This window comes from Caballeronia sp. LZ029 (assembly GCF_031451275.1).
Classification (GTDB): Bacteria; Pseudomonadota; Gammaproteobacteria; order Burkholderiales; family Burkholderiaceae; genus Caballeronia; species Caballeronia jiangsuensis.
On the sequence record NZ_JARUXO010000003.1, the window covers coordinates 745,408 to 771,501 of the forward strand.

Here is a 26,094-nt window from a genome sequence, read left to right on the forward strand (position 1 = left end):
TCGAGGCCGATTCACCGCATGCGCTCCAACTCATCTACAACCCGCTCGAAAACCTCATTCCAGTTCCCGCGTTCCCTTTGCGTGAAGATGCGCATGGTCGGATACCACGGACTGTCGTCGCGGTTGTGCAGCCATCGCCAGCAGCCGGCGAAGCGATTCAGCAGCCACACCGGCTTACCCATCGCCGCGGCGAGATGAGCGACGGAGGTATCGACCGAGATGACGAGATCGAGATTTGCGATGAGCGCGGCCGTGTCCGCGAAATCCTCCATCTCGTCCATCCAGTCGACAACCTTTGTGCGCTGATCGGGCCTGAGGCGTTTCTCGTCGTTCTCCGGTTTCTGGATACTCACCCAGCACGCGTGAGGCCAGTCGATGAGCGGACCCAGTTGGTCTGTGGGAATGCTTCTGAAACGATCGATACTCAACTCCGAGTGTCCGCCCGCCCATGCAAGCCCGATACGAGGCAAAGATGGGCATCCGAGTTTTTCCAGACGCGATGCGAATTGCTGCATGGCGCGGGGATCGGCTGACAAGTACGGGATTGGCGCAGGTATGGTGTCGAGTTCGGTTCGGAACGCCCCGGGCATCGACATCAGCAAAATATATCGATCCCATTCCCAGAAGTCGCTCGGTATGTCTTCGAACAAAACGAGGTTCGACCAGCGCGTGCCCAGGGATTGAGCGAGTAGGCGGTGCAACGGCTTGGGACATGCAAAGCCGACTTTGGCGAATCGCTCCAGGACCATCGGAAGGTAGCGACAGAACTGCAACATGTCGCCTAACCCTTGTTCGGTCACCACGAGCAGGTGCTGATCGCGACTATCCTCAAACGCTCCGTCCCACAGTTGAATGGGAAGTGCTGGTCTCGACGTGATCCTCTGCCCTGATGGGAAGGCTATGCTCGCCCAGCGATACTCGAAATGAGGCCATGCTTCTTCGAGTCGGCCTGCTCGCAATAAGGCCTGGCTCAGGGACACGCGGGCTATTGGAACATCTGGAATAATTTTAACGGCATGTTCAAGCAGTTCGATCGCTGCGTCGATCTGACCTGACGCCGTGAGGATGTTCCCCAGGTTTTGGTGCGCGACGCCATGATCCGGCGTCAGGCTGATCACATTCCGATACGCCTGCGCCGCTTCTTCGTAGTTTGCAGCCTGTAACAGCGCTTCTCCCAGATTATTGAACAGTGCTGAAGTTTCGAGCGGCGCAGGTTCTCCGGTCGACAACGCAAGCCCAGCGCGCGCCGCCGTTGCGGCACGTTCGAATTCGCCACAGTCCAAGAGTGCGACAGACAGCGCCAGAAAAGACTGGGGACTGGGGAGGATCTGCGTAACGTGTTCTAGGCACGCTTTCGCTTCTACGTCTTGTTTCATATCTTGCGCGATCATCCCTTTAAGTCGTAGTGCCCGGCCGCGCGCCGAAAATCGAGGCGCTTCAACTCGTTTAAAACCCGCTCGAAAACCTCATTCCAGTTCCCGCGCTCCCTTTGCGTGAAGATGCGCATGGTCGGATACCATGGACTATCGTCGCGGTTGCGCATCCATCGCCAGCAGCCGGCGAAGCGATTCAGCAGCCACACCGGTTTGCCCATCGCGGCGGCGAGATGAGCGACGGAGGTATCGACCGAAATGACGAGATCGAGATTGGCGATGAGCGCGGCCGTGTCCGCGAAATCCTCCATCTCGTCCATCCAGTCGACAACCTTTGCGCGCTGATCGGACTTGAGCCGCTTGTCTTCGCTTTCCGGCTTTTGCAGGCTCACCCAGCACGCATGAGGCCAGTCGATGAGCGGACCCAGTTGGTCTGGAAAGATGCTTCTCCACTCATCGACGCCCAACCCCGCGTGTCCGCCTGCCCATACGAGTCCGATCCGAGGCAAGGACGAGCGTTCGAGCTCTTCCAGACGAGATGCGAATTTCTGCGCGGCATGTGGCGCTGCCGACAAATAGGGAATCGTGGCAGGTATGGTTTCCAGATTGGTCTGGAACGCCATGGGCATCGACATCAGCGGGATATATGAATCCCACTCCCAGAATTCTTTCGGTTCGTCGTCGAGCAGGATCAGGTTTGACCAGCGCCTGCCCAGCGAGTGGGCAATTAGCCGCTGCAATGGCTTCGGACATACAAAGCCTACCTTGGCGAATCGTTCCAATACCATCGGAAGGTAGCGACAGAACTGCAAGGTGTCGCCGAAACCTTGCTCGGCAACCACGAGCAAATGCTGATCGCTGCTATTCTCGAACGCTCCCGCCCACCGTCGAATGGGCCGCGCTGGTCTTGACGCCATGCGCTGTCCTGATGGAGACATCATGCTGACCCAACGATGCTCGAAATGAGGCCACGCTTCTTCGAATCGGCTTGCCGTTAATAAGGCATAGGCCAGATTCGATCGGTTCTCGAGATGGTTCGGATCGAGGTGCAGCGCTTGCCCATAGTGTTCGATGGCCGCGTCGATTCGATCCTGAATATGAAAGATGTATCCAAGGTTGTAATGTGCGGCGCTATCCTCAGGCATCAGCGCGATCACATTCCGATACGCGTTTGCTGCGTCTTCAAACTTTCGATCGAGCCGCAGCGCGTCTCCCAGATTGTTGAACAGCAATGACGTTTCAACAGGGGAATATCGCTCGGTCGAGAATGCCAGACCCGCACGCGCTACCGTCGCGGCGCGTCCGAATTCTTCACAGCGTGTGAGTGCGTCGGACAGGAGTGAGTGAGATGCGGGACTCGGGAAGATGCGCGTGGCCTCTTCAAAGCACGCCGCCGCGTCCGCGTCGCGCTTCATCTCCCGCGCGATGATTCCCTTGAGCAATAAGGCCCGACTGCGCTCCTCGATTCCGGTGCACCGCGAAAGACACGCGTCGACGTGCTCCATCGCCGAGCCCCACGATTCCTTCTGAAATGCTTCGACAGACCGCATGTAGTGGCTGCGACTATCCTCACTGAAACAATCTAAAACACTCATACATTAACAAGTCGCGGGGATGATCTGGAGTCGCGACATCGCGCTCTTCGACGGCCGATTTTAGGGAAAACTATCAACGTAAAGTGTGATAAACAGCCGCAAATGCATCCGAATTCACTGTTGCGCCGCTTCCCCTTTCCGTCAGCCAAGATGCCACTCGCCGCTCGATCCAAAAGAGCCCATCCACCCAATGACATCCCGCCCCACCACGCCCCGACCATCCCCCATCCCCCGCACCATCTGGGCGCTGGGCTTCGTCAGCCTGTTCATGGACCTGTCGTCCGAACTGGTGCACGCGCTGCTGCCGATCTACCTCGTCACCACCATGGGGATGAGCGTCGCCGCGCTCGGCGCGCTCGAAGGCGCAGCCGAAGCGACCGCGATGATCGTCAAGGTCTTTTCCGGATCGTTGAGCGACTGGCTCGGACGCCGCAAGGAACTCCTGCTTTTCGGCTACGGTCTCGCCGCATTGACGAAGCCGCTGTTCCCGCTCGCCGATACCCCCGCGATGGTCGTGACGGCGCGTCTCATCGACCGTTTCGGCAAGGGCATCCGCGGCGCGCCGCGCGATGCGCTCGTCGCCGATATCGCGCCGCCGGCGATTCGCGGCGCCTGTTTCGGTCTGCGGCAATCGATGGACACGATCGGCGCGTTCGCCGGACCGCTCGTCGCGATCGTGCTGATGCTCGCGTTCTCCGATCACATCCGCACGGTGCTGTGGTTCGCGACGGTGCCGGCGTTCATCGCGATCGTCATCATTCTGTTCGGTGTTCGCGAGCCTGAACGTGCGCACGTGAAAGGCGCATTCCGCACGCCGCTGCACTGGCGGTCGATGCGCGCGTTTTCCGGGCGCTACTGGTATGTCGTCGGCATCGGCGCGACGTTCACGCTCGCGCGTTTCAGCGAGGCGTTTCTGGTGCTGCGCGCCCAGCAAACCGGACTCGACATCGCCTGGATTCCCGGCGTGATGGTGGTAATGAGCCTCACCTATTCGCTGAGCGCATATCCCGCCGGCGTGTTGTCGGACCGCTGGGACCGGCGCGCGCTGCTCGCCTGCGGCCTCGTCCTCCTGATCGCGGCCGATGTGCTGCTCGGCGCGGGCTCATCGATGCTCACGCTGTTCGCCGGCGTCGCCGTGTGGGGACTTCACATGGGCTTCACGCAGGGCATTCTCGCGGCGATGGTCGCCGAATCCGCGCCGCCGTCGCTGCGCGGCACCGCATTCGGCGTGTTCAATCTCGCGAGCGGCGTCTGCATGCTGCTGTCGAGCGCGATCGCGGGCTGGCTCTGGGATCGCAGCGGCGCGCCGACGACGTTCTTCGCGGGCGCCGCCATTGCCGTGATTCCGCTCGTCATGTGCGTGCTCGCGCCGCGCTCCGAATGACGCGTCAGGCGGCGTATCGCGCAGCCGGCGTGTCCGTGGACAACTCGGGCGCCATCGCCTGCCGCGCGGCTTCATACGCATCCCACTTCGCGCCGTCGTGCAGCGATGGAATCGTCACGAACTCGCCGCGATCGAAGCCGACGAGCGCCGCATCGACCATATCGCCCGCGGACATGACGATCGCCTTGTCGAGATTCTCCAGCGGCAAGCCGCCCGTTTCCCAGAAGTCGGTGGCCGTCGCGCCCGGCAGCACCGCCTGAACATGCACGCCCTTGCCCGCCAGTTCGCGCTGCAGCGACTGGCTGAACGCGAGCACGAAGGCCTTGGTGCCGCCGTACACGCCGTTGAGAATCTCCGGCGCGATGCTGACGATCGACGCGATATTGATGACCGCGCCCTTGCCGCGCGCAACGAAGCCGGGAACCGCCGCATAAGTGAGGCGCGTGAGCGCGGTCACGTTCAGATCGATCATCCGCGTCATCGCGTCGACGTCGCTGTCGAGCAAGGGCGTATGCGTGCCGATGCCCGCGTTGTTCACGAGCAGCGTGATGCTCGCGTCTTCCTTAAGCTTCGCTTCGACGGCGGCGAGGGCGTCGCGGTCGTTCAGATCGGCATCGAGAATCTCGACGCTGCGGCGCGTCTCGTTCGTGATGCGCCCGGCGAGCGTCGCGAGGCGATCGCGATTGCGCGCGACCAGAATCAGGTCGTAGCCGCGCCGCGCGAGGCGCTCCGCATAAACCGCGCCGATGCCGGAAGACGCGCCCGTAACGAGCGCCGTGCCGAGGTGTGTCTGCGTCATGATTTCACTCCGTCAGAAAACTGGTTGGATTGCGTGAGTGAATTCTGAGCCCGTTTGACGGTGGCGCAAATGACGTATAAGGTATGGATTCAGGACATCGGACGGACAACGGACATGCATCGCGTCGGCTATTTGTTGAGCGAAGGCTTTCAGGTGATGGCGCTCGCGTCGCAATCGGTGTTCGAGTACGCGAACATCACCGCGGGCGAAGCGTTCTACCGCATCGAAAATTATTCGATCACAGGCGGCGAAGTGCGCTCGTCGCTCGGCATGAAGATCGACACGCGGCCGGTCAGTCCGCGCATCGCCGTGGACACGTGGATCGCGGCGGGCGTCAACGACCCGCTCGACACGCCGACGCCCGCCGACATGCTCGCGTTCCTGCGCCGGTCGGGCGGGCGCGCGCGGCGCATCGCGGGCATCTGCACGGGCGGCTTCGTGCTGGCCGAAGCGGGGCTGCTCGCAAACCGGCGCGCGACCACGCACTGGGCTTACGCGCGCGAAATGCAGCAGCGTTTTCCGGATGTGCGCGTGGAAGAAGACCGCATCTTCATCGTCGATGGTCCGGTCTGGACGTCGGCGGGCATGACGGCCGGCCTCGATCTCGCGCTCGCGATGGTCGAAAAGGATCTCGGTGCGGAGATCGCGCGCTCGGTCGCGCACAAGCTCGTGATGCATCAGCGGCGCGCGGGCGGCCAGTCGCAGCATTCGGAGATGCTGGATCTCGCGCCGAAGTCGGATCGCATCCAGAACGCGCTGAACTTCGCGCGCAAGAACCTCAACCGGCCATTGACGGTCGAGGAACTCGCGGGCGAGGCGCATTTGAGCCCGCGTCAGTTCAGCCGCGTGTTCGCGCTGGAGACGGGGCAGTCGCCGGCGAAGGCGGTCGAGGGCTTGCGGCTGGAAGCAGCGCGCCTCCTGATCGAAAAAAGCCGCCATTCCCTCGAAACGATCGCGCAGGAAACGGGTTTCAGGGACCGGCGGCACATGCGCGAGGCGTTCATGCGCGGCTTCGGCGTGCCGCCGCAGGAAGTGCGGCGCGAGGCGCGGACGGAGGCCTGATGCGCGGCTCATTCATGCACTACAACGTCGAGGACAAGCCGTGTTGAAGATCGACCCCGAGCGCCTGCTAGGCGACCTCAAACACCTGCGCACGTTCGGCGCGACGGGGCCGGGCGTCGTGCGCCTGTCGCTGTCGCCGGTAGATATCGCCGCGCGCCGCTGGCTCGCCGGCCGCATGAGCGACGCGGGCCTCACCGCATCGATCGATGGCGTCGGCACCGTGTTCGGCCGCTCGCGCAAAGCGGGTCCGGCGCTGCTCATCGGCTCGCACACCGACACCCAACCGACGGGCGGCTGGCTCGATGGCGCGCTCGGCGTCGTCTACGGTCTGGAGATCGCACGCGCGCTCGCCGAATGTGACGAGACGCGCCATTTCGCGGTGGACGTCGCATCGTGGATCGACGAAGAGGGCACGTTCTCGGGCTTTCTGGGCAGCCGCAGTTTCGTCGGCGAAAACGTCGATGAAGCCGTGCGCGGCGCGCGCAATCGCGATGGTCTGCTGCTCGGCGAAGCGCTCGAGCAGGCGGGACTCGCGCAAGCCGCGCGCGTACGCATCGATAAAACGCGGCACAAGGCGTATCTGGAGCCGCATATCGAGCAGGGCGGGCGGCTGGAGGCGCACGGCAAGTCGATCGGCGTGGTGACGACGATCGTCGGCATACGTGAGCTGAAGCTGCATTTCACCGGCCAGCGCAATCATGCCGGCACGACGCCGATGTCGATTCGCCGCGATGCGGGTGCGGCGCTCGTCGCGTTCATCGCGCGCATGGACCAAGCGTTCCGTCAGCTCGCCGATGCCTATACCGTGTGGACGGTCGGACGCATCGAGCTCGATCCGGGTTCGTTCAGCGTCGTGCCCGGCGCGGCGGACCTCTATCTGCAATTCCGCGACGCCAGCGCCGCGCGTCTGCACGCGATGGAAGCCGCGCTCGCCGCGCTGATCCGCGATTTCAACGCCGAAGGCCGGGCGAGCGTCGTCATGACGGACAGCGAGCCGCCCGAAGAACCCGTAACGATGGACACCGCATTGCAGTCGCATCTCGCGAACGCGGCCAAAGCGCTCGCGCCGGGCCAGTGGGAGCGCATGCCGAGCGGCGCGTCACACGATGCGCAGGTCATCGCGCATCATGTGCCCGCGTGCATGCTGTTCGTGCCGAGCATCGGCGGCGTCAGTCACGACTTCATCGAAGATACGGCCGAGGCGCATATCGTGCTCGGCTGCGAAGTGGCGGCGCGGGCGGCGGCGGACATTCTGCGGGACCTGCTCAGCCGAGCTCCGCGATGAACCGCTCGGCATCGCGCCATACGCCGAATCCCGACGCCGGGTTCATGTGCCCGACCTTGCCGAGATCGACGAGCCGCGCGCCCCAGTCGCGCGCCATGTCTTGGACGCGCTCGAAACGCGCCAGAGGATCGTCCTGGCTCGCCGCGACGACACACGGAAACGGCAGGCGCTCGCGCGGACTCGGAAGCCATCCGTTCGCACGAAGCTCATCGAGCGTCGGATAGCCTTCGGGCAGCGGAGAGTCGAAATCGGGCGGCGTGACGAGCAGCGCGCCCTGAATCTCGCGCCGCTGACGCTGCGCCCAGTGCACCGTGATCATCACGCCTGCGCTGTGCGCGACGAGCACGACCGGCCCCGTGATATGCGACAGCTCCGCGTCGAGCGCGGCGACGCGCGCGCTGCGATCGAGCTTGTCGCGTTGCAGCGGCGGCACGGTGCGCACGTTCGGATGCGCCTTCGCGAAATGCGTCTGCCAGTGATCCTCGACGTGATCGCGCAGGCCGGGAACCATGAGAATCGTCGGCGCGTTCGGTGATGCGTTCATGCGATGAATATCCTTGTCGGTCACGAAAGTAGTGCTGCGTGTCAGCGCGTGTTGTCTGCGAGCGCGCTCCAGTCTTCGTCGCGCAGATAGCGGCGCGCAGCGGGCAGCACGACGCCTTCGATGCGTCCCATGCGTTCCCACGCGAACTGCGCGCACGCATGCAGGGTGTGGTCGACGGGCTCGTCGTTCATGACCGATTTCGCGACGCGCGCGAGCATGTCCGCTTCGCGCCCGGCGAGGCGCGCGAGTTCGTCCAGTTCGGCATCGAGCGATGAGGTCCGCTCGCGCAGCGCCATCGTGAGCGCGTGCTCTTCGCCATGTGCTTCGCGAAGACGTTCGATGGCGCGCGCATCGGGCCGCGGCGTGCGCAGCACATCGTCGTAAGCATCCGAGCGCGTGCGATGCACGTCGAGCAATGCGCCGAGCGCTTTCGCGACCATCGGGCGCGCGTCGCGCGGGCACACGAGCACGGCGACGCCGGGCACGGGCGGCACCGCGCCGCCGTGCGCGATGCACACGAGGTCGTACTCGCGCGCCGCCTGGCCGCCGCCGCCTTCGGAGGTCGCGCCGCCGAGCGCCGCCAGCACTGACGCCGGCACGCCCTGCGCGCGGGCCGCCGCTTCGGCGCGGGCCAGCAGCGAAGCGGCTTGCCGATACTGCGCCGCATCGTCGTTTGCGCCCGCCTCCGGGCAAAAGAACGTGATGCGGGCGCCGAGCGATCGCGCGAGCTCGGACGCATGGCCGATCGCTTCGACGCACGCGTCGCTGCGTTCGATGGGCACGAGCAGGTGTCGGTACATGGTGAATCCTTCGGCTTGCGGTTGCACTGATGAATGCATCGTAGTGCGGGCATCGCCCGCGCGCCCCTCCCGTGTCGGGAGGGGGCTTGACGCGTGTGCGCCATCCGAACCATGCTAGGCTGATGACAAAAATTAAACGATGCCCACCGACTCCCCATCCACCGAACTCGTATTGAAGACCATGGCGCCGCGCGCGCCGTCGGGCCTGCTTGCGCGCGCGCGTCTGAACGCGGAAAGCGCCCGCAGCCAGATCGTGCTCGTGCAGGCGGGCGCGGGGTACGGCAAGACCTCGCTGCTCGCGCAATGGCGGCGCGAGTTTCTGGCGCGCGGCGCGGCCGTCGCATGGCTGCTCGCCGACGATCGCGACGACGCCGAACGCTTTCTGCGCGCGCTCGTCCACGCGATCCGCACGGGCTGCGCGCGTCCCGGCTTCGGGCGGCTCATCGCCAAAGGCGCGGGCGCGCCCGGCCCGTTCGATCTCGCCACCGCCTGGCTCGCCGAACTCGCGCAACTCTCGCTCGATGTCGTGCTGATCGTCGATGAAGCGGACCGGCTGCCCGCCTCGGGCGCGCACATGCTCGACTACGTGATGCACAACGCGCCGCAGAATCTGCGCATCGTGGCGGCGGGGCGGCAGGGGCTCGACAAGCCGGCGGCGGAACTGCTCGCGTATGGACAGGCGGAACTCATCGGCCCGGAGGCGCTGCGCTTTCGTGTCGATGACACCATCGCGCTCGTCACGCAGCGTTTCGGCGCGCGCGTGGATGCCGATGCCTGCGCGCGGCTCTTCGAAATCACCGATGGCTGGCCGCTCGGCCTGCAACTCGCGCTCACCGCGATGGCGCGCGCCCAGGACCCGCGCGCGGCGCTCGACAACCTCGCGGCGGGCCCGCGCGGCCTGCGCGAGCCGCTGGTCGCGGCGCTGCTCAGCGAACTGTCATCGGACGACGAGCGCTTTCTGGTCGAGATCAGCGTCGTGGACGTGCTGCATCCCGAGTTGTGCGCGGAGCTGACCGATGCCGCCGATGCGCCGCAGCGCCTGGCGCGGCTCGTGCGCGACACGCCCGTCTTCGTCACGGCGGAAGAAAGCGACTGGTGCCGTCTGCATCCGCTCGCGCGCGACGTGCTTCAGACACGGCTCGGCGCGCTCGCGGACGACGAGCGCGCGGCGCTGCACCGGCGCGCGGCGCGCTGGCTGGGCGCGCGCGGCATGCTCGAACAGGCGGCGCGTCACGCTCATGCGGCGGGCGAGCGCGAGCACGCCTACGAACTCGCGGAGCGCTCGCTGCACGATGCCGTGAAGCAGGGCCAGCTCGGCACCGTGCTCGACTGGCTTGAGCGCCTGCCGGAAGACGAGCTGGAACAGCGCCCGCGCCTGTGCCTCGCCGTCGCGTGGGCGCTCGCGCTGGGCGAACGTCATCGCGAGGCGGAGCGGCAGGTGCAGCGGGTGCTCGCATCGCCCGGCGCCGACGATGCCCTGCGCTACGAATGCGCGCTGATCACGAGCGCGGCCGCCTGGTACGCCGACGATCCCGACCGTTTCGTGGCGATCTTCGAGCCGTGGGCGCAAAAGCCGCCCGCCAAGGATTCGTGGCTCTCGCAGGCGCACGCGAACCGCCTCGCCGCCCGCGCGATGCTGCTCGGCGAACCCGCGCAGGCGCGCAGGCTCCAGCAGGCCGTGACGCGCGCGCAGATCGGCAAGGGACTCGGCTATGTCGTGCGCTGGGGCGATCACATGGTCGGCCTGACGTGGCTGCAGGAAGGGCAGGTGAAGCTCGCCGAGAGCGTGCTGCTGCCCGCGCTCGCGAGCGCCGAAGAGGATCTCGGCCGGCGTCATCCGCTGACGTGCATGTTCGCGGCGACGTGCGCGTCGATCGCCTACGAGGACGATCGCATCGACGAGGCCGGCGCGCTGCTCGCCAATCGCCTCGACGTGCTCGAACACGCGGCGATGCCGGAGACGGTGATGCTCGCGTATCGCACGGCGGCGCGCATCGCGGCCTTGCGCGGCGACGAGCATCGCGCGCTCGATCTGCTCGAAATGCTTCACGCGATGGGCGTCGCGCGCAACCTGCCGCGTCTGTGCGCGACGAGCCTCGCCGAGCAGGTGAGCGCGCATGCGGGCCGCTACCGCGCGCAGACCTGCGACGCGCTGGTCGAGCGCATCGATGCGATCGTCGATGAACACGCGCCCGCGCGTGGACCGATCTGGCGTCGCTCGATGCACATGCTCCAGTCGATGGCGCACGGCGGCGCGGCGCTCGCGCGTCAGGACTGGCAGGCCGCGATCGAACCGCTCGCGCAGGCCGAGCAGATCGCCGTGACGATGAAGCTCGGCCGCCAGCGCATCGAACTGATGGCCTTGCGCGCGTTCGCGCAGGAACGCGCGAGCGGCGACGGACACGCGCCGTTTCTCGAAGCGTTGAACCTCGCGCGCACGTATCACCTCGGGCGCGTGCTGATCGACGCGCACCCGGCGCTCGCCGACTGGGCGCGCCGCCTGAGCGAAGCCGGCGACATGAATGCGGGCGAGCGGCCCGTCGTGCCGCCGCATGTCGTGCGCGTGCCGCCGCGTTCCGGAGAAGGCGGCCCGCGCGCGTTGCCGAGCGTGATCCTCACGCCGAAGGAGCGCGAGATTCTCGAACTGCTCGCGCGCAACCTGAGCAACAAGGAAATCGCGCTCGCGGCGGCGGTCGGCGAAGGCACGGTCAAGTGGCATCTGAAGAATCTCTTCGGCAAGCTCGACGCGAGTTCGCGCAAACATGCGGTGCGTCGCGCGCTCGCGCTCGGGTTGCTCGAAGGCGTGCAATGACGTTGCGCGGCGCGTCGATTGCGCAAATGGAAACAATCGGACGTTCGACGCCTGTGGATGCAACGGACGTGCGCCGCTTGTAATCCCAGCCGCCTAACATATTCTTGCTCAGTGTGATGACCCGAACCGGGGAGCGACCATGAGCGATGTACCCGCATTCGATGCAGGCGCGAACGTCAGAGCCGCCGCGAGCGACGTACCCGGCTATGCGTTCCAGCATGACGTCGTGAGGAATCTCATCTGCCGTCAGGCGCGCTATCCGGACATCGCGACGCAGCAGGACTGGTACATGGCGCTCGCCTACAGCGTGCGGGACCGGATGCTCGCGCGCTGGGCCGCGTCGATGAAGACCTATGCGGCGAAGGACATCAAGGTCGCCTGCTATCTTTCGGCGGAATTCCTGATCGGCCCGCAACTCGGCAATAACCTGCTCAATCTCGATATGCAAGCCGAAGCGCGCGAAGCGCTGCACGCGCTCGGCCACGATCTCGACAGCCTGCTTGCCATCGAAGAAGAGCCGGGGCTCGGCAACGGCGGCCTCGGACGGCTTGCCGCGTGCTATCTGGACTCGCTCGCGACGCTGGAGATTCCGGCAATCGGCTATGGCATACGCTACGAGTTCGGCATCTTCGATCAGGAGATCCGCGACGGCTGGCAGGCGGAAACCACCGACAAGTGGCTGCAAAAGGGCAATCCGTGGGAAATCGTGCGCCCCGATGTCAGCTACTACGTTTCCTTCGCCGGACACACGGAAAGCGAAACGGATGCCGATGGCCGGCTGCGCGTGCGCTGGATTCCGAGGCGGCAGGTAAAGGGCGTCGCGTGCGACATGCCGGTGCAGGGTTATCGCGTCGATACCTGCAACATCCTGCGCCTGTGGAAAAGCGAGGCGGTCGAGTCCTTCGACTTTCAGGATTTCAACGCGGGCGAATACTACGAGGCCGTCGAGGAAAAGGTCATCTCGGAGACGCTCTCGAAAGTGCTCTATCCGAACGATGAGCCCGAAGCCGGCAAGCGCCTGCGTCTCGCCCAGCAGTACTTCTTCGTCTCATGCTCGCTTCAGGACATGCTGCGCATGATGGATGCGAAGGGCACGTCGATCGACCGTTTCGCGGACCTTTTCGCCGCGCAGCTCAACGATACGCATCCGTCCGTCGCGGTGGCGGAGCTGATGCGTCTGCTCATCGACGAGCGTGGACTTTCGTGGGATGCGGCGTGGGACATCACGCGGCGCACGCTCGCCTATACGAACCACACGCTCCTGCCCGAAGCGCTCGAAACATGGGGTTTGCCGCTCTTTCAGAGCCTGTTGCCGCGCCCGCTCGAAATCATCTACGAAATCAATCGCCGCTTTCTCGACGATGTGCGCCGCAAGTATCCCGGCGACGATGCGCGCGTCAAACGCATGTCGCTGATCGACGAAACCGGCGACAAGAAAGTGCGCATGGCGAATCTCGCGACGGTCGGCAGTCATGCGGTCAACGGTGTGGCGGCGCTGCATTCGGACCTGCTGAAGCAGACCGTGCTGCGCGATTTCGCCGACATGTTCCCGGAGCATTTCCTTAACGTGACGAACGGCGTCACGCCGCGCCGCTTTCTGATGCTGAGCAATCCGGGACTCGCGCGTCTGCTCGACAAGACCATCGGCGATGGCTGGCGCAGCGATCTCGCACGTCTCGATGCGCTCGCGGCCCACGCCGACGATGCCGCCTTCCAGGAAGCATGGCGCGCGATACGGCGCGACAACAAGACAGCGCTCGCGGCGCGCATCCGGACCTCGACCGGCATCGACGTCGATCCGGAAGCGCTGTTCGATATCCAGGTGAAACGCATCCACGAGTACAAGCGTCAGCATCTGAATGCGCTTTACATCATCACGCTGTATAGACGCCTGTGCCGTGATCCGGATTCCGATGCGGCCTCGCGCTGCTTCATCTTCGGCGGAAAGGCCGCGCCGGGCTATGCGATGGCGAAGCTCATCATCCGCCTGATCAACGGCATCGCGGAAGTCGTGAACAACGATGCGAGCATCAAAGGCCGCATGAAAGTGGTCTTTTATCCGGACTTCAACGTGAAGAACGGGCACTGGATCTATCCCGCAGCGGACCTCTCCGAGCAGATATCGACGGCGGGCAAGGAAGCATCGGGCACCGGCAACATGAAGTTCATGATCAACGGCGCGCTGACGATCGGCACGCTGGACGGCGCGAACGTGGAGATTCGCGAGGAGGCGGGCGCGGAGAACTTCTTCCTCTTCGGCCTCACCGCGCAACAAGTGGACGAGTTGAAGCGCACCGGATATCGCCCCGCGGATTACGCGCAACAGAACGACGACCTGCGCGATGCGCTCGATCAGATCGCGCAAGGCCGCTTCTCGCGCGGCGACAAGGAGATGTTCCGCCCGCTGCTCGATAACTTGCTGCACCACGATCCTTTCCTCGTGCTCCCCGATTTCGCCGATTACGTTGCGTGTCAGGATCGCGTGAGCGAAGCATGGCGCGACGCGCGGCAATGGACACGCATGTCGATCATGAATACGGCCCGCTCGGGCAAGTTCTCGTCGGACCGCGCGATCGGCGAGTATTGCGAGCGCATCTGGAAGACGCGTCCCGTGAGGATCGATCTTGCTCAGTCCTGACGCGCACGGCCGGAAAAGCTATCGCACGCAGCCCGGCTCGCGCTTTCCGCTCGGCGCCACGGTCGTGCCGGGCGGCGTGAACTTCTGCGCGTTCTGCCGGCGCGCGACGCGTGTGGAACTGCTGCTGTACGCATCGGAGGAGAGCGCCGAGCCGTTTCAGGTCGTCGCGCTGACGAGCGAGGCGAACCGCACGTATCTCTTCTGGCATGTGTTCGTCGAGGATCTTCCGTTGCGCTGCTGCTATACGTGGCGCGCATATGGCCCGCTCGGCGTGCCGCAGATGAGCGACGAGCACGCGAGCCGCAAGGAACTGCTCGATCCGCACGCGCGCGGCGTGAGCGACCGCTTCTATCGCCGTCAGCATGCCGCCGATGCGCACGCGGCCGGTCATGCATCGCTCAGGGGCATCGTCACGGCGCCGCTCGACCGCGCCGACGACGACATCGAGATCCGCACGCTCGACGACGCGATCATTTACGAACTGCATGTGGGCGGCTTCACGCGGCATCCGTCGAGCGGCGTGCGCCATCCCGGCACGTTTGCGGGTCTCATCGAGAAAATCCCTTATCTGAAGGCGCTCGGCGTCACGCACGTCGAGCTGTTGCCGGTGATGGCCTTCGATGAACAGGACATTCCGCCGTTCGCCGCGGCGCGTGGCCTCTCCAACTACTGGGGCTACAGCACGCATAGCTTCTACAGCCCGCATCCGCGCTATTGCGTGGAGCCCGCCCGAGCGCCGCAGGAGTTCCGCGAATTCGTCGATGCCTTACACGCGGCGGGCATTCGCGTGTTGCTCGATGTCGTGTTCAATCACACGTCGGAGGCGGGCAAGAACGGACCGGTGATCCATTTCAAGGTCTTCGCCAACGAGGCGTTCTATCAGATCGATTCGAACGATGCGCGGCACTATCGCGACTACACCGGCTGCGGCAATACGCTCAACTGCAATCATCCGCTGGTGTCGGCGTTCATCATGCGCTGCCTCGAATACTGGGTTCGCGAGCTCGATGTCGATGGATTCCGCTTCGATCTCGCGAGCGTATTCGTGCGCGGCGAGCACGGCGAATTGTTGCGCACGCCGCCTTTGCCGTGGGCGATGGAGGCATCGCCGGTGCTCGCGCGCGTGCCGTTGATCGCGGAAGCATGGGACGCGGGCGGCCTCTATCACGTCGGCTCGTTTCCGGGCATGACGTGGGCCGAATGGAACGGGCGTTACCGCGATGTGATCCGGCGTTTCGTGCGCGGCGATCCGGGCATCGTGGGCGAGGTGTGCACGTGCATCGCGGGCAGCGCGGACCTTTATCAGAACGATGGCCGGCTGCCTGCGAACAGCATCAACTTCGTGACCTGTCACGATGGCTTCACGCTGAGCGATCTCGTCAGCTACGAGGCGAAGCATAACGAAGCGAACGGCGAGGACAACCGCGACGGCAGCAACGACAATCTGTCGTGGAACTGCGGTGCGGAAGGCGAGACCGACGACCCCGCGATCATCGGTCTGCGGCTTCGACAGGCGCGCAACTTCATGGCGATCCTGCTCCTGAGCCAGGGCGTCCCGATGCTGCTCGCCGGCGACGAAATCCTGCGCAGCCAGCGCGGCAACAACAACGCTTTCTGTCAGGACAACGCGCTCTCGTGGATCGACTGGCAACTCTCCGGCGACGCCCTCGACATGCTGCGCTTCGTGCGCGAGATGATCGCGCTGCGCAAGCGTCACGCGAGTCTGCGCCGCCGGCGCTTTCTGACGGGGCAGCCGTCGAACGGGCAGACGCACGCCGATGTAGCATGGCATGGCGAACGGCTCGATGCGCCCGCGTGGCACGATCCCGGCGCGCGCCTCGTGGCGTTCACGCTCGCGGGTCAGACGGCGGGCGAGCCGATGCTGCACATCGTCTTCAACATGAACGACGACGCACGTGATATTGCTCTACCTGTGGTCGATAGCGGAAGCTGGCGGCGTATCGTGGACACGGCGGCGCAGGCACCGCTGGATATCGTCGCCGATGTCGAGAGGGCGTCGGTCGAACGCGCTGCATGCCGGGTCGGCGCGCGCAGCGTCGTCGTGCTCGAATCGCGTTGATGTAAGGTGTTGCTGGACTGCGCGGAGTAAAGCGCCTTTAATGTTCGTGTACTGCTGAGTTGCTTTGTCCACCCACAGGAGGCGGCATGGATGCAGTCAGGGCCTTTCTCGAGAATCAGTCGCTGTTCGCGCTCTTCCTGACGATCGCGCTCGGGTATCTGATCGGCGAGATCAATATCAAGGGCGTGGCGCTCGGTTCCGGCGCGGTGCTGTTCGTCGGGCTCGCGATCGGCGCATTTGCGCCGAAGTCCGCGCCGCCGCCCTTGCTCGGCACGCTCGGGCTGCTGCTGTTTCTCTATGGCATCGGCATTCAATACGGCGCGCAGTTCTTTCGCGGGCTCACCAGCCGCGATGGCGCGAAGGCGAACCTGGCCGCCTGCATCGGCGTGGTCGCCTCGGGCCTCGTGGCCTGCGGCCTGATTCACTTCGGCATCTCGCTCGCCGATGCGCTCGGCATGTTCGCCGGCAGCGGCACCAGCACGGCGAGTTTGCAGGTCGCGATCGCATCGATGAAAAGCAACGATGCCGCCGTGGCCTACAGCATCTCGTATCCGTTCGGCGTCGCCGGTCCGATCCTCTTCATTTACCTGCTCAACGTCACGCTGAAGGTGAAGATTCAAAAGCCGCCGGCGAAGCTGATCGAAACGGCGGAGATCGCGCTGAGAAACGCGAGTCTCTTCGGTCTGAAGCTGTCGGAGCTTGCGAGCCGCCTGCCTTCCGGCGTGGTGATCGCCGCGGTGCGGCGCGCGCATCATAATCAGTTGCCCACGGCCGACTTCACGCTGCGCGCCGACGACGTGCTCCTCGCGACCGCCACCGACCGGCGTCTGCTCGACGAAGCTACCGCGCTGTGCGGCGAATTGCAGCCGGGACGCATGGCGAGCCATCGCGAAGACCTCGACTACATGCGCGTGTTCGCATCGAATCCGGCGGTCGTCGGCATGGCGCTCGGCGATATCCGCTTCCCCGACGGCGTGAACTGCGCGGTCGCGCACGTGCGCCGAGGCGACGCCGACATGGTCTCGACGCCCGATCTGATCCTCGAAGCGGGCGACCGGGTCGGCCTGCTCGTCAATCGTACGCATCAGGCGACGATGCGCACGTTCTTCGGCGATTCGATCAAGGGCACGGCCGATCTGAGCTTCATCTGCCTCGGAATCGGCGCGGCGCTGGGCCTGCTCGTCGGCGCGATTCCGCTGCCGGTTCCCGGCCTCGGCGCGTTCAGCCTCGGGCTCGCCGCGTTGCTGCTGGTCGCGCTGTGTCTCGGCAAGGCGCGGCGCAACGGGCCGTTCGTCTGGGTGATGCCGCTGTCGGCGAATCTCGTGCTGCGCAACCTCGGCCTCACGATCTTCCTCGCGCAAGTGGGCATTTCCTGCGGGCCGAAGTTCGTCGCGACCGTGGCGACGGCCGGGCCGATCCTGCTGGTCTTCGGTGTGATCACGCTGCTGGTTCTCGTGAGCGTCACGGCGGTGTGCTGCCTGTGGATCTTCAAGCTGCCCTTCGATACGTCGATCGGCGTGATCTGCGGCGCGACCGGCAATCCGGCGATTCTCGCGTTCGCCAATCGCGTCGCGCCGACGGATCAGCCCGACATCATGTACGCGATGATTTTCCCGTCGATGACCATCGTCAAAGTGCTTTTCGTGCAGATTGCCATATCGCTTGCCGCGGGTTAGACCTTGCGTCACCATGCCATCAAAATCTGAAGGAGCGCATCATGGAAGTGGCGATCTACAGCTCGACACCCTACGAGCGTGAGTATCTCGACGAAGCAAACAAGATCGAGAAGCATAAGCTCAGATACCACGACATGTCGCTCGATATGGACACGGTCGAGCTCGCGGCGGGCTATGGCGCCGTCTGCATCTTTGTCAACGACAAGGCGGACGCCGAGGTGCTCGAAGCGCTGCACAAGGGCGGCACGCGTCTGGTCGCGCTGCGCTGCACGGGCTTCAACAATGTCGATCTCGCGGCCGCCGCGAAGCTCGGCATCAGGGTCGTTCGCGTCGTCAATTACTCGCCGAACTCGGTGGCGGAGCACGCGGTTGCGCTCTTGCTCGCGATCAACCGCAAGGTGCATCGCGCGTACAACCGCACGCGCGATTCGAACTTCTCGCTCGACGGCCTCATCGGCTTCGATCTGTACGGCAAGACGGTGGCTGTCGTGGGCACGGGCAAGATCGGCTGCGTCTTCGCGAAGATCATGCAGGGCTTCGGCTGCAACGTGATCGGCTACGATCCGTATCCGTCGAAGCAATTCGAGGCGCTGGGGCTGCACTATGCGACGCCCGGCGAGATCGGCGAGCGCGCGGACATCGTCGCGCTGTTCTGTCCGCTGACGCCGCAGACGCATCACATCATCAATTCGGAGTCGCTCAGGCGTGCAAAGCGCGGCGCGCTGCTCGTCAACACGAGCCGCGGCGCGCTGATCGACACGGAAGCCGTCATCGAGGCGCTCAAGACCGGCCAGCTCGGCGGTCTCGCGATCGATGTCTACGAACAGGAAGCGGATCTTTTCTTCCGCGATCTGTCGAGCGAAATCATCACCGACGACATTTTCCAGCGGCTCGTCTCGTTCCCGAATGTCATCGTGACGGGACATCAGGCTTACCTGACCCGCGAAGCATTGACGACGATTTGCGAAACCACGCTGCAGAGCATTACGGCTTTCGAAAAGAACGCGCCTCTGGAAAACGAGGTGAAGGTCAAATAGCGGCGCTAGCCGATGGCCACCGGAGATTCGCCGAAAGAACGCGCGCGCGAGCCCGTGCTCGACACTGTGGATCGCGTGTCGGAGCTGTGCTTCGGCCTGTTCATGGCGTTGACGTTCGTCGGCACGGTATCGGCGGCGACGGGCGGCGAGGCCGCGGGGCACAAGATGCTCTACACCGCCATCGGCTGCAATCTCGCGTGGGGTCTCGCCGATGCCGTCATGTATCTCGTGCGCACGATCGCGAACCGCGCACGCAGGCATGCGCTCGCGCTCGCCATACATCGCGAGCCCGATGCGGCGGCGGGCGTGCGCGCGTTGCGCGAGCGCCTGTCCGCGGCGCTCGACCCGTTCGTCTCCGACGCCGATCTCGAATCCATCCGCAAGCGCATCGCGGCAAGCGGCAGCCTGCCCGAACATGCGCGCTTCGTGCGCGACGACTTTCTCGCGGCGCTGGGCATTTTCATCATCATCGTGCTGTCGACGTTTCCTGTCGCCGCGCCTTTCGTCCTCGTCAGGCATGTGCCCACGGCATTGCTGATATCGCGCGTGCTGACGCTCGCGATGCTGTTCTTCTGCGGCTTCGCGCTGGGCGGCTATGCGGGCTGGAAAGGCTGGAAAGCAGGGCTTTCGATGATGGCGCTGGGCGTGCTCCTGACGATGGCGATCATCGCTTTAGGCGGGTAGTTAATAGCGCGAAGTGTGCGACGAACGATCGAAATAAACACCTACGTTGCCATTCTTGCAATCGATGAAAGGTTCGCATATCTTCGAGAAGTCAATCGATTCCCAAGGCCGGAATCGCCGCCACCCAATCCCGAAGTCATCCACACCGCAGCACAGCCCGTCGACAGGCGTATTTCACATCCTCACGAAACACGGAAAGCATGCGAGAGCCGCTTTCGCGATGACATTCATTGCGAACAACCACGGTGTCGTGTATCAAAAGAATTGCGGTGCGTCCGCGCAACCGCTCGCGAATCCGATCCGACGCATGCTCTCGAATCGCTCGAACCAAAGCAAGGAGTCGCCATGAATGCAAACAGATTGCGTGCGGGTTGCGCCATCGCGATCGCCGTGATGGCGCTCGATGCCGTTGCGCAGAACAAGCCGATCGCTTATCCGTCCAAAGGTCAGAGTGCGCAGCAACAGCAAAACGACGACGGCGCGTGCTATAGCTGGGCGAAGAGCAACACGGGCATCGACCCGGCGACCGCATCGGCGGCGCCGCCACCGCAAGGCGGCGCCGCCGTGGGTGGCGGCCAGCGCGTGGGCGGTGCGGCGCGCGGCGCGGCGGGCGGTGCGGCGATCGGCGCGATCGCGGGCGATGCGGGCAAGGGCGCGGCCATCGGCGCGGTAACGGGCACGATGGCGGGCGGCGCGCGTGCGCGACAGGAGAAACGCGCGCAGCAGTCGAATGCGCAAGCGCAGAGCCAGGGCGCGATGTCCACGTACTATCGTGCGTGGGCGGCGTGCATGCAGGGACGCGGCTACTCGATCCAGTAACGTCGTGCGGCGCAAATAGAACAAGGAGCGCGATCATGAAGCGCATGAGCTTCGTTGTCTTGTCGTGCCTTGCGATCTCCGCAAGCGCGCTTTCCGCCGAGCCCGAAAACGACGTGAGCGTCACGCGCGATGCGAACGGCGCCACGGTGCAGGGCGTCGCGAAGGTCACGGCGACGATCGTCGGCATCGATCCGGCGACGCGCACCGTCACGCTGAAAACGCAGGCGGGCAAGGTGATCGAGCTCGAAGTGACGAACGAGGCGCGCAACTTCGATCAGCTCGCGCTCGGCGATGTCGTGACGACGCAGTATCGCGAGTCCCTGACGCTGAGTCTCGTCGACAAGAAAACGCAGGCGTCGCGCTCGGAGAACGACACCGCCGAACGCGCGCCGCGCGGTGCCAAGCCGGGCGGCGAGCTGGGCCGCGAGGTGACGGTCATCGCGGATGTGATCGCCGTCGATCGTCATGCGAAGATCGTCACGTTGCGCGGGCCGCGCGGCGAAATCGTGGACTTGCACGTGCTCGACCCGGAGCGCCTGAAGCGCGTGAAAAAGGGCGATCAGGTGAAGGCGGTCTATACGGAAGCGCTCGCGATCTCCGTGGAGCCCGCCACGACGAAATAAGCGCAAACGCGGGAGAGACCCAATGAAAAGACGCGTCGCATTCACATTGACGCAGGGCGTGTGCATCGTCGCCGTCGCACTCGCCGGCTGCGCGCAGCCCGAACAGCGCGTGCAGCCCGGCATGGACCAGCAGGCGATCGTCGCGAAGCTCGGGCCGCCCAAGGAAACCTACGACCTGCCCAACGGCGGCAAGCGCCTCATGTGGCCCACGCAGCCGATGGGATCGACGACCACCGCCGTCGATCTCGATGCGGCGGGCAATACGGTCAGTGTCCGGCAAGTGCTTCAGGAAAACGAGTTCTACCGGGCCGAAGTCAACAAATGGACGCGCAACGACGTGCTGATCGCATTCGGCCGTCCGTTCGAGACGGCGTATTTCAAGCGCATGGATCGCGAGGTGTGGTCGTATCGGTACATTCAGAACAACATCGACCACATGCTGTTTCATTTTTACTTCGACGCTCAGGGCGTCCTCAGGCAGACGCAGAAGCAGCCGGACCCGAAATACGATCCGAGCCAGCGCAACGTGCTGTGACGCGGCGCGCTAGAAGCTGACGGCAAAGCCGAACGACACGCCGTGCACGTTGTGGCCGAACACGTAGCGCACCATCGCCCGCGTGCGCGTGATGACGACGGGATATCTGCTGCTGTCGAGTTCGAGCCCCACGCCGAGCGAGGTCAGGTCGTTGAAGCCGAGCACGCCGGCGCTGTCGCCGAAATAATGCGAGTACGCGGTTTCGAGCACGTAGCGCACCGGCCGGTCGAGCGCGGCAAAGCCTGTGGGCGCACGCCAGCGCGCCCACAGACTGAATTGCTGCGCGGTCGCCGATCCCTGCACCGCATCGGACGAGCTGCCGAAACTGCGCAGATAGATATCGGTTGCGCGGAGTTCGACATCGATCTCGTAGTGCTCGCGGTAATGCTCCAGATCGAGCATCAGCGAGCCGCCGAGACCGTACGCGTTGAGCGCGCCGTCTTCGAGGAACTGGAGATTGGTGTTGGCGACATGATTGAACACGGTTTGCGCGACACGCAGATCGCTCGCCACGCGGCCGACCATGCCGTTCAGGATCGGCCGCAGGCGCAACTCGTCGGTGATCGGGAAATCCCAGCCGATGCCCACGGTCGTGCTCAGCGTGTTCCATTTCGCCGGCACCGGGCGTTGCTGATTGCCGTCGGTCGCGATGAAGGTCGGATCGTAACGGCTGTAGGCGACGGTGCCTTCGAGATAGAGCGGAAACGACCGGCTGAGGGTAAAGCCGCCGCCGAGCTGCGTCTGGCCGAAGCCCGGATTGCCGCTCGCGCCGCTGTTGATGGAGAGCGAGCTGGTCGTGACGTCGGGCACCGCGGTGTACGACATGATCGCGAGCACGGCGTTCGCGTAGTTCTTGACGTTGGTGCCGACGACGGCCCTTTCCGGCGCGGCCTGCGCGTGCGCGACGGCAGGCGCGACGGCGAGCAGGACGAGCGCCGAAAAGTTGCGCAACCGGCTCGAAGACAGGATCGGCTTTCGCATGTGCGCAGCGCCCGGACGTTGAACGGCTGGTTGGTCGTACGTTGCATTCGGCCGCTCCGCCGATGCGTCATTGCATGCGCGGAGCCGTTGACCGATCCCACGGTCACCAGCAGAGAATGTAGTCTAACGATGGCCGCGCGCCAAGCCCGATGCATACGCGCGCGTTCATACGTCCTAAACTGGAACCATTCCGCGTAACGTATCGGGAGACATCGATGAGACTGAACGAGCCGCGCATGGTGGTTGCCTCGATCGGCGTGTTCATCTGGCTCGCCGGCCTTTACTTCACGATGCACGGCGTGCTGTATGACATCAAGCCCGAATTCCGCTACGGCATGTGGGCGCTCGGCATCGGCATCGTGATCTTCGTCGTCGCGTTGAATCCGCTCGCGCAACGCAGATCGGGAAAGCGCGATCGATCGACCTGACCGGCCGTTCGTGTACTAGGCTATAGAAGCATCACAGAACTCAACGGAGAACTTCGCAATGGGTGACCTCTGGATAGGCAATGTAGACGAGTCCACGACCGACGACGAAATTCGGCAGTTTCTCTGCAATTACGGCTTTCCTCCGTACGATTCGATTCAGCGCGTGCCCGGCACCGGGGAACATCCGGCCGCGGTCGTGAGTTTCGATAAGGTCGAGCCGCACGTGCTGCGCACGTTTCAGCCGCGCATCCACAACATGTTCTGGAAAAATCGCACGCTCATGGTGCAGGTCGTGCCCGAGCGCAACGAAACCTGATGGACCACATGGGGAGCCAGCATTGAAAGAAGACAAGGCTGTCAGCGAATCGCGGGGCGTGCGCGAAGGCGCGAGCGTGCATGAGCGCCTGAGCCGGAAACAGTACGAGAAGGAGCTTGCGCGTCTGCACGCCGAGCTCGTCAAGCTGCAGGAATGGGCCGTCTATACGGGCGCGAAGGTCTGTATCGTGTTCGAAGGGCGCGACGGCGCGGGCAAGGGCGGCACGATCAAGGCGATCACCGAGCGCGTGAGCCCGCGCATCTTCCGCGTGATCGCGCTGCCCGCGCCGACCGAGCGCGAGAAGTCGCAGATGTACGTGCAGCGCTATCTGCCGCATCTGCCCGCGGCGGGCGAAATCACGCTGTTCGACCGGAGCTGGTACAACCGCGCGGGCGTCGAACGCGTGATGGGCTTCTGCACCGACGAGCAGGCGACCACCTTCCTGAAGGGCGTGCCGCTCGTGGAGCGCGCGATCATCGACTCGGGCATCATCCTGCTCAAATACTGGCTCGAAGTCGGCCAGGAGGAACAGACGCGGCGTCTCGAAGAGCGCATCCACGACGAGCGCAAGATCTGGAAGCTCTCGCCAATGGACCTGCGCTCGTACAGCCGCTGGTACGACTATTCGCGCGCCCGCGACGACATGTTCGAAGCCACCGACACCGATCTCGCGCCGTGGTACGTCGTGCGTTCCGACGACAAGCGCCGTGCGCGCCTCAACCTGATCAGCCACTTGCTGTCGAGCATTCCCTACACGGCGGTGCCGCGGGAAAAGGTGAAGCTGCCCAAGCGCCAGAAGGCGGAAGGCTATCGCGAGAGCGACCGGCCGCTTCGTTACGTGCCCGAGCGCTTCTGAGCGCGATACCGGCGCACGGATATCGACATGCCGCCACGCGCGTCCATCGCTGCCGAATGGCTGTTTCACTACGAGAAACGATGGGCGCGCGCCGATACGCTCGCGGGCCTGACGGCGGCGGCCGTCGTCATCCCGAAGGCGCTCGCCTACGCGACGATCGCGGGCCTTCCGGTTCAGGTCGGTCTCTATACGGCATGCGTGCCGATGATCGTCTACGCGTTCACCGGATCGTCGCGCGCGCTTTCCGTCAGCACGACGACCACGCTCGCGATTCTCGCCGCGAACGCGCTGAGCATGACGGTCGGGAGCGACGACGCACAGGCGCTCGCCGTCGCCAGCGCCACGCTCACGATGCTCGTCGGCGCGATGCTCGTCGCGGCGGCGTGCCTGCGCCTCGGCTTCGTCGCGAACTTCATTTCCGAGCCGGTGCTCGTCGGCTTCAAGGCGGGCGTGGCGATCGTCATTGTCATGGATCAGTTGCCGAAGCTGTTCGGCATCCACTATCCGAAAGGGTCGTTCTTTCATAACGCGGGTGCGTTCGTCGCGGGCTTGCCGCATCTCTCGGCGAGCACGCTCGTGCTCGCGCTGCTGACGCTCGCCGCGCTGGTGCTGCTCGAACGCTTCGCGCCGCGCGCGCCGGCGCCGTTGTTCGTCGTCGCGGCGGCGATCATCGCGGTGGCCGTCCTCGATCTGCGCGCGCATGGCGTCGAAACGGTCGGCGCGGTGCCCGCGGGTTTGCCGTCGTGGACAAAGCCGGATCTGGCGCTTGCATTGAAGCTGTGGCCGGACGCGCTCGGCATCGCGCTGATGAGCTTCACCGAGAGCATCGCGGCGGCGCGCGCATTCGCGCGCAACGACGAGCCGGTGCCCGACGCCAACCGCGAACTGCTCGCGACCGGCCTCGCGAACGCGGGCGGCGCATTGCTCGGCGCGATGGTTGCGGGCGGCGGCACGAGTCAGACGGCCGTGAACCGGCAGGCGGGCGCGCGCACGCAACTCGCGGGACTGGTGACGGCGCTCATCGCGCTCGCCGTGATGCTGCTGTTCGCGCCGCTGATGGCGTTGATGCCGCATGCGACGCTCGCCGCCGTCGTCGTGTTCTATTCCATCGGGCTTTTCAGTCCCGCCGAATTCCGCGCGATCCTGAAGATTCGCCGCACCGAGTTCGTCTGGGCGTTGACGGCCTGCGCGGGCGTCGTGCTGCTGGGCACGCTGGAAGGCATCGTGGTCGCGATCGTCGTGTCGCTTTTCGCGCTCGCGCATCAGGTGTCGAATCCGCCGGTGTATGCGCTCAGGCGGATACCGGGCACGAACGTGTTCCGCCGCGATTCGTCGAAACATCCCGACGACGAAGCGTTTTCCGGCATGTTGCTGCTGCGTCCCGAGGGACGGATCTTCTTCGCCAATGCGCAACGTGTCGCCGAAAAGATCCGGCCGCTCGTGCGCGAGTCGGGCGCGAAAGTCGTCGTGCTGGACCTGAGCCGTGTCTTCGATGTCGAATACACCGCGCTCAAGATGATGATCGAAGCGGACGAGCGCCTCGCCGCGAGCGGCACCACGCTGTGGCTCGCGGGCCTGAATCCGGGCGTGCTCGCGGCGGTGCGGCGCTCGCCGCTCGGTGAACGGCTCGGCGAAGCACGCATGTTCTACAACCTCGAACATGTCGTGACGAAGTATCAGGAGATTGCTTCAGTCGATGGCGACGCCGGCGCGCGACGTTGAGCCGCCCCTATTTGCCACTTCCCTGTCGCACATTGCGCATATATT

22 protein-coding genes are annotated in these 26,094 nt (G+C 64.7%); 16 read left to right on the plus strand and 6 right to left on the minus strand.

Annotated features, from left to right (window positions below):
- Positions 1-11 precede the first annotated feature (11 nt).
- Complete coding sequence (locus tag QCE73_RS22785; protein ID WP_309883686.1) at positions 12-1,391, minus strand: tetratricopeptide repeat-containing glycosyltransferase family protein; 1,380 nt, start codon at positions 1,389-1,391, stop codon at positions 12-14.
- On the minus strand, positions 1,388-2,878 hold the full coding sequence (locus QCE73_RS22790) for a tetratricopeptide repeat-containing glycosyltransferase family protein (RefSeq protein WP_309883687.1): 1,491 nt from the start codon (positions 2,876-2,878) through the stop codon (positions 1,388-1,390). Before QCE73_RS22790 ends, QCE73_RS22785 begins: the two co-directional genes overlap by 4 nt.
- Before the next feature lie 280 nt (positions 2,879-3,158).
- On the opposite strand from QCE73_RS22790, the gene QCE73_RS22795 reads away from it, so the two are divergent.
- Positions 3,159-4,352, plus strand: a complete 1,194-nt coding sequence (locus QCE73_RS22795; protein ID WP_309883688.1) for an MFS transporter — start codon at positions 3,159-3,161, stop codon at positions 4,350-4,352.
- Between the two features lie 4 nt (positions 4,353-4,356).
- Here QCE73_RS22795 and QCE73_RS22800 read toward each other — a convergent pair whose 3' ends face one another.
- Complete coding sequence (locus QCE73_RS22800) at positions 4,357-5,151, minus strand: SDR family oxidoreductase (RefSeq protein ID WP_309883690.1); 795 nt, start codon at positions 5,149-5,151, stop codon at positions 4,357-4,359.
- A 114-nt stretch (positions 5,152-5,265) separates the two neighbouring features.
- Here QCE73_RS22800 and QCE73_RS22805 point away from each other — a divergent pair, with 114 nt between their 5' ends.
- Positions 5,266-6,213, plus strand: coding sequence for a GlxA family transcriptional regulator (locus tag QCE73_RS22805; protein ID WP_309884185.1), 948 nt, complete (start codon positions 5,266-5,268; stop codon positions 6,211-6,213).
- A gap of 40 nt (positions 6,214-6,253) precedes the next feature.
- Entirely contained in the window at positions 6,254-7,498 is a 1,245-nt protein-coding gene (locus QCE73_RS22810) for a Zn-dependent hydrolase (RefSeq protein WP_309883691.1), read from the plus strand.
- Here the strand turns inward: QCE73_RS22810 and QCE73_RS22815 are convergent.
- Together QCE73_RS22815 and QCE73_RS22820 are read right to left on the minus strand one after the other, a co-directional pair.
- The gene (locus QCE73_RS22815; RefSeq protein WP_309883692.1) at positions 7,479-8,042 is read right to left on the minus strand and encodes an alpha/beta hydrolase; all 564 of its coding nucleotides are present in this window, start codon (positions 8,040-8,042) and stop codon (positions 7,479-7,481) included. The two genes, QCE73_RS22810 and QCE73_RS22815, sit on opposite strands and share 20 nt — an antisense overlap.
- A gap of 41 nt (positions 8,043-8,083) precedes the next feature.
- On the minus strand, positions 8,084-8,842 hold the full coding sequence (locus QCE73_RS22820; RefSeq protein ID WP_309883693.1) for a universal stress protein: 759 nt from the start codon (positions 8,840-8,842) through the stop codon (positions 8,084-8,086).
- Between the two features lie 139 nt (positions 8,843-8,981).
- Between QCE73_RS22820 and QCE73_RS22825 the strand changes: the two genes are divergently transcribed.
- The 9 genes from QCE73_RS22825 (at position 8,982) to QCE73_RS22865 (ending at position 21,746) form a co-directional block, all read left to right on the plus strand.
- Positions 8,982-11,654: a LuxR C-terminal-related transcriptional regulator gene (locus QCE73_RS22825; RefSeq protein WP_035501302.1), complete on the plus strand. Its 2,673-nt coding sequence runs from the start codon at positions 8,982-8,984 to the stop codon at positions 11,652-11,654.
- Between the two features lie 139 nt (positions 11,655-11,793).
- Positions 11,794-14,292: a glycogen/starch/alpha-glucan phosphorylase gene (locus QCE73_RS22830; RefSeq protein ID WP_309883694.1), complete on the plus strand. Its 2,499-nt coding sequence runs from the start codon at positions 11,794-11,796 to the stop codon at positions 14,290-14,292.
- Complete coding sequence (gene glgX, locus QCE73_RS22835) at positions 14,276-16,372, plus strand: glycogen debranching protein GlgX (protein WP_404989810.1); 2,097 nt, start codon at positions 14,276-14,278, stop codon at positions 16,370-16,372. Before QCE73_RS22830 ends, glgX begins: the two co-directional genes overlap by 17 nt.
- A gap of 86 nt (positions 16,373-16,458) precedes the next feature.
- Entirely contained in the window at positions 16,459-18,048 is a 1,590-nt protein-coding gene (locus QCE73_RS22840) for a TrkA C-terminal domain-containing protein (RefSeq protein ID WP_309883696.1), read from the plus strand.
- Positions 18,049-18,089: 41 nt separating this feature from the next.
- On the plus strand, positions 18,090-19,085 hold the full coding sequence (locus QCE73_RS22845; protein WP_035501306.1) for a 2-hydroxyacid dehydrogenase: 996 nt from the start codon (positions 18,090-18,092) through the stop codon (positions 19,083-19,085).
- 12 nt (positions 19,086-19,097) lie between these two features.
- Positions 19,098-19,769 carry a hypothetical protein gene (locus QCE73_RS22850; protein WP_309883697.1) on the plus strand — a complete coding sequence of 224 codons (672 nt, stop codon included), beginning with the start codon at positions 19,098-19,100 and terminating at the stop codon, positions 19,767-19,769.
- Between the two features lie 345 nt (positions 19,770-20,114).
- Positions 20,115-20,588: a glycine zipper family protein gene (locus QCE73_RS22855; protein ID WP_035501308.1), complete on the plus strand. Its 474-nt coding sequence runs from the start codon at positions 20,115-20,117 to the stop codon at positions 20,586-20,588.
- A gap of 35 nt (positions 20,589-20,623) precedes the next feature.
- Entirely contained in the window at positions 20,624-21,211 is a 588-nt protein-coding gene (locus QCE73_RS22860; protein WP_309883698.1) for a hypothetical protein, read from the plus strand.
- Positions 21,212-21,233: 22 nt separating this feature from the next.
- Positions 21,234-21,746 carry a hypothetical protein gene (locus tag QCE73_RS22865; RefSeq protein ID WP_035501311.1) on the plus strand — a complete coding sequence of 171 codons (513 nt, stop codon included), beginning with the start codon at positions 21,234-21,236 and terminating at the stop codon, positions 21,744-21,746.
- 9 nt (positions 21,747-21,755) lie between these two features.
- Here QCE73_RS22865 and QCE73_RS22870 read toward each other — a convergent pair whose 3' ends face one another.
- Positions 21,756-22,727 carry a hypothetical protein gene (locus QCE73_RS22870; protein ID WP_035501312.1) on the minus strand — a complete coding sequence of 324 codons (972 nt, stop codon included), beginning with the start codon at positions 22,725-22,727 and terminating at the stop codon, positions 21,756-21,758.
- Between the two features lie 215 nt (positions 22,728-22,942).
- On the opposite strand from QCE73_RS22870, the gene QCE73_RS22875 reads away from it, so the two are divergent.
- Genes QCE73_RS22875 through QCE73_RS22890 form a run of 4 tightly spaced genes read left to right on the plus strand, consistent with a single transcriptional unit; the run spans position 22,943 to position 26,049 of the window.
- A complete protein-coding gene (locus QCE73_RS22875; protein ID WP_035501314.1) occupies positions 22,943-23,155 on the plus strand; it encodes a DUF2964 family protein in 213 nt (70 codons plus the stop codon).
- A gap of 58 nt (positions 23,156-23,213) precedes the next feature.
- Positions 23,214-23,471: an RNA-binding protein gene (locus QCE73_RS22880; RefSeq protein WP_035501315.1), complete on the plus strand. Its 258-nt coding sequence runs from the start codon at positions 23,214-23,216 to the stop codon at positions 23,469-23,471.
- Between the two features lie 58 nt (positions 23,472-23,529).
- Positions 23,530-24,327: a polyphosphate kinase 2 gene (ppk2, locus tag QCE73_RS22885; RefSeq protein WP_309884186.1), complete on the plus strand. Its 798-nt coding sequence runs from the start codon at positions 23,530-23,532 to the stop codon at positions 24,325-24,327.
- A 27-nt stretch (positions 24,328-24,354) separates the two neighbouring features.
- On the plus strand, positions 24,355-26,049 hold the full coding sequence (locus QCE73_RS22890) for a SulP family inorganic anion transporter (RefSeq protein WP_309883699.1): 1,695 nt from the start codon (positions 24,355-24,357) through the stop codon (positions 26,047-26,049).
- Positions 26,050-26,094 lie beyond the last annotated feature (45 nt).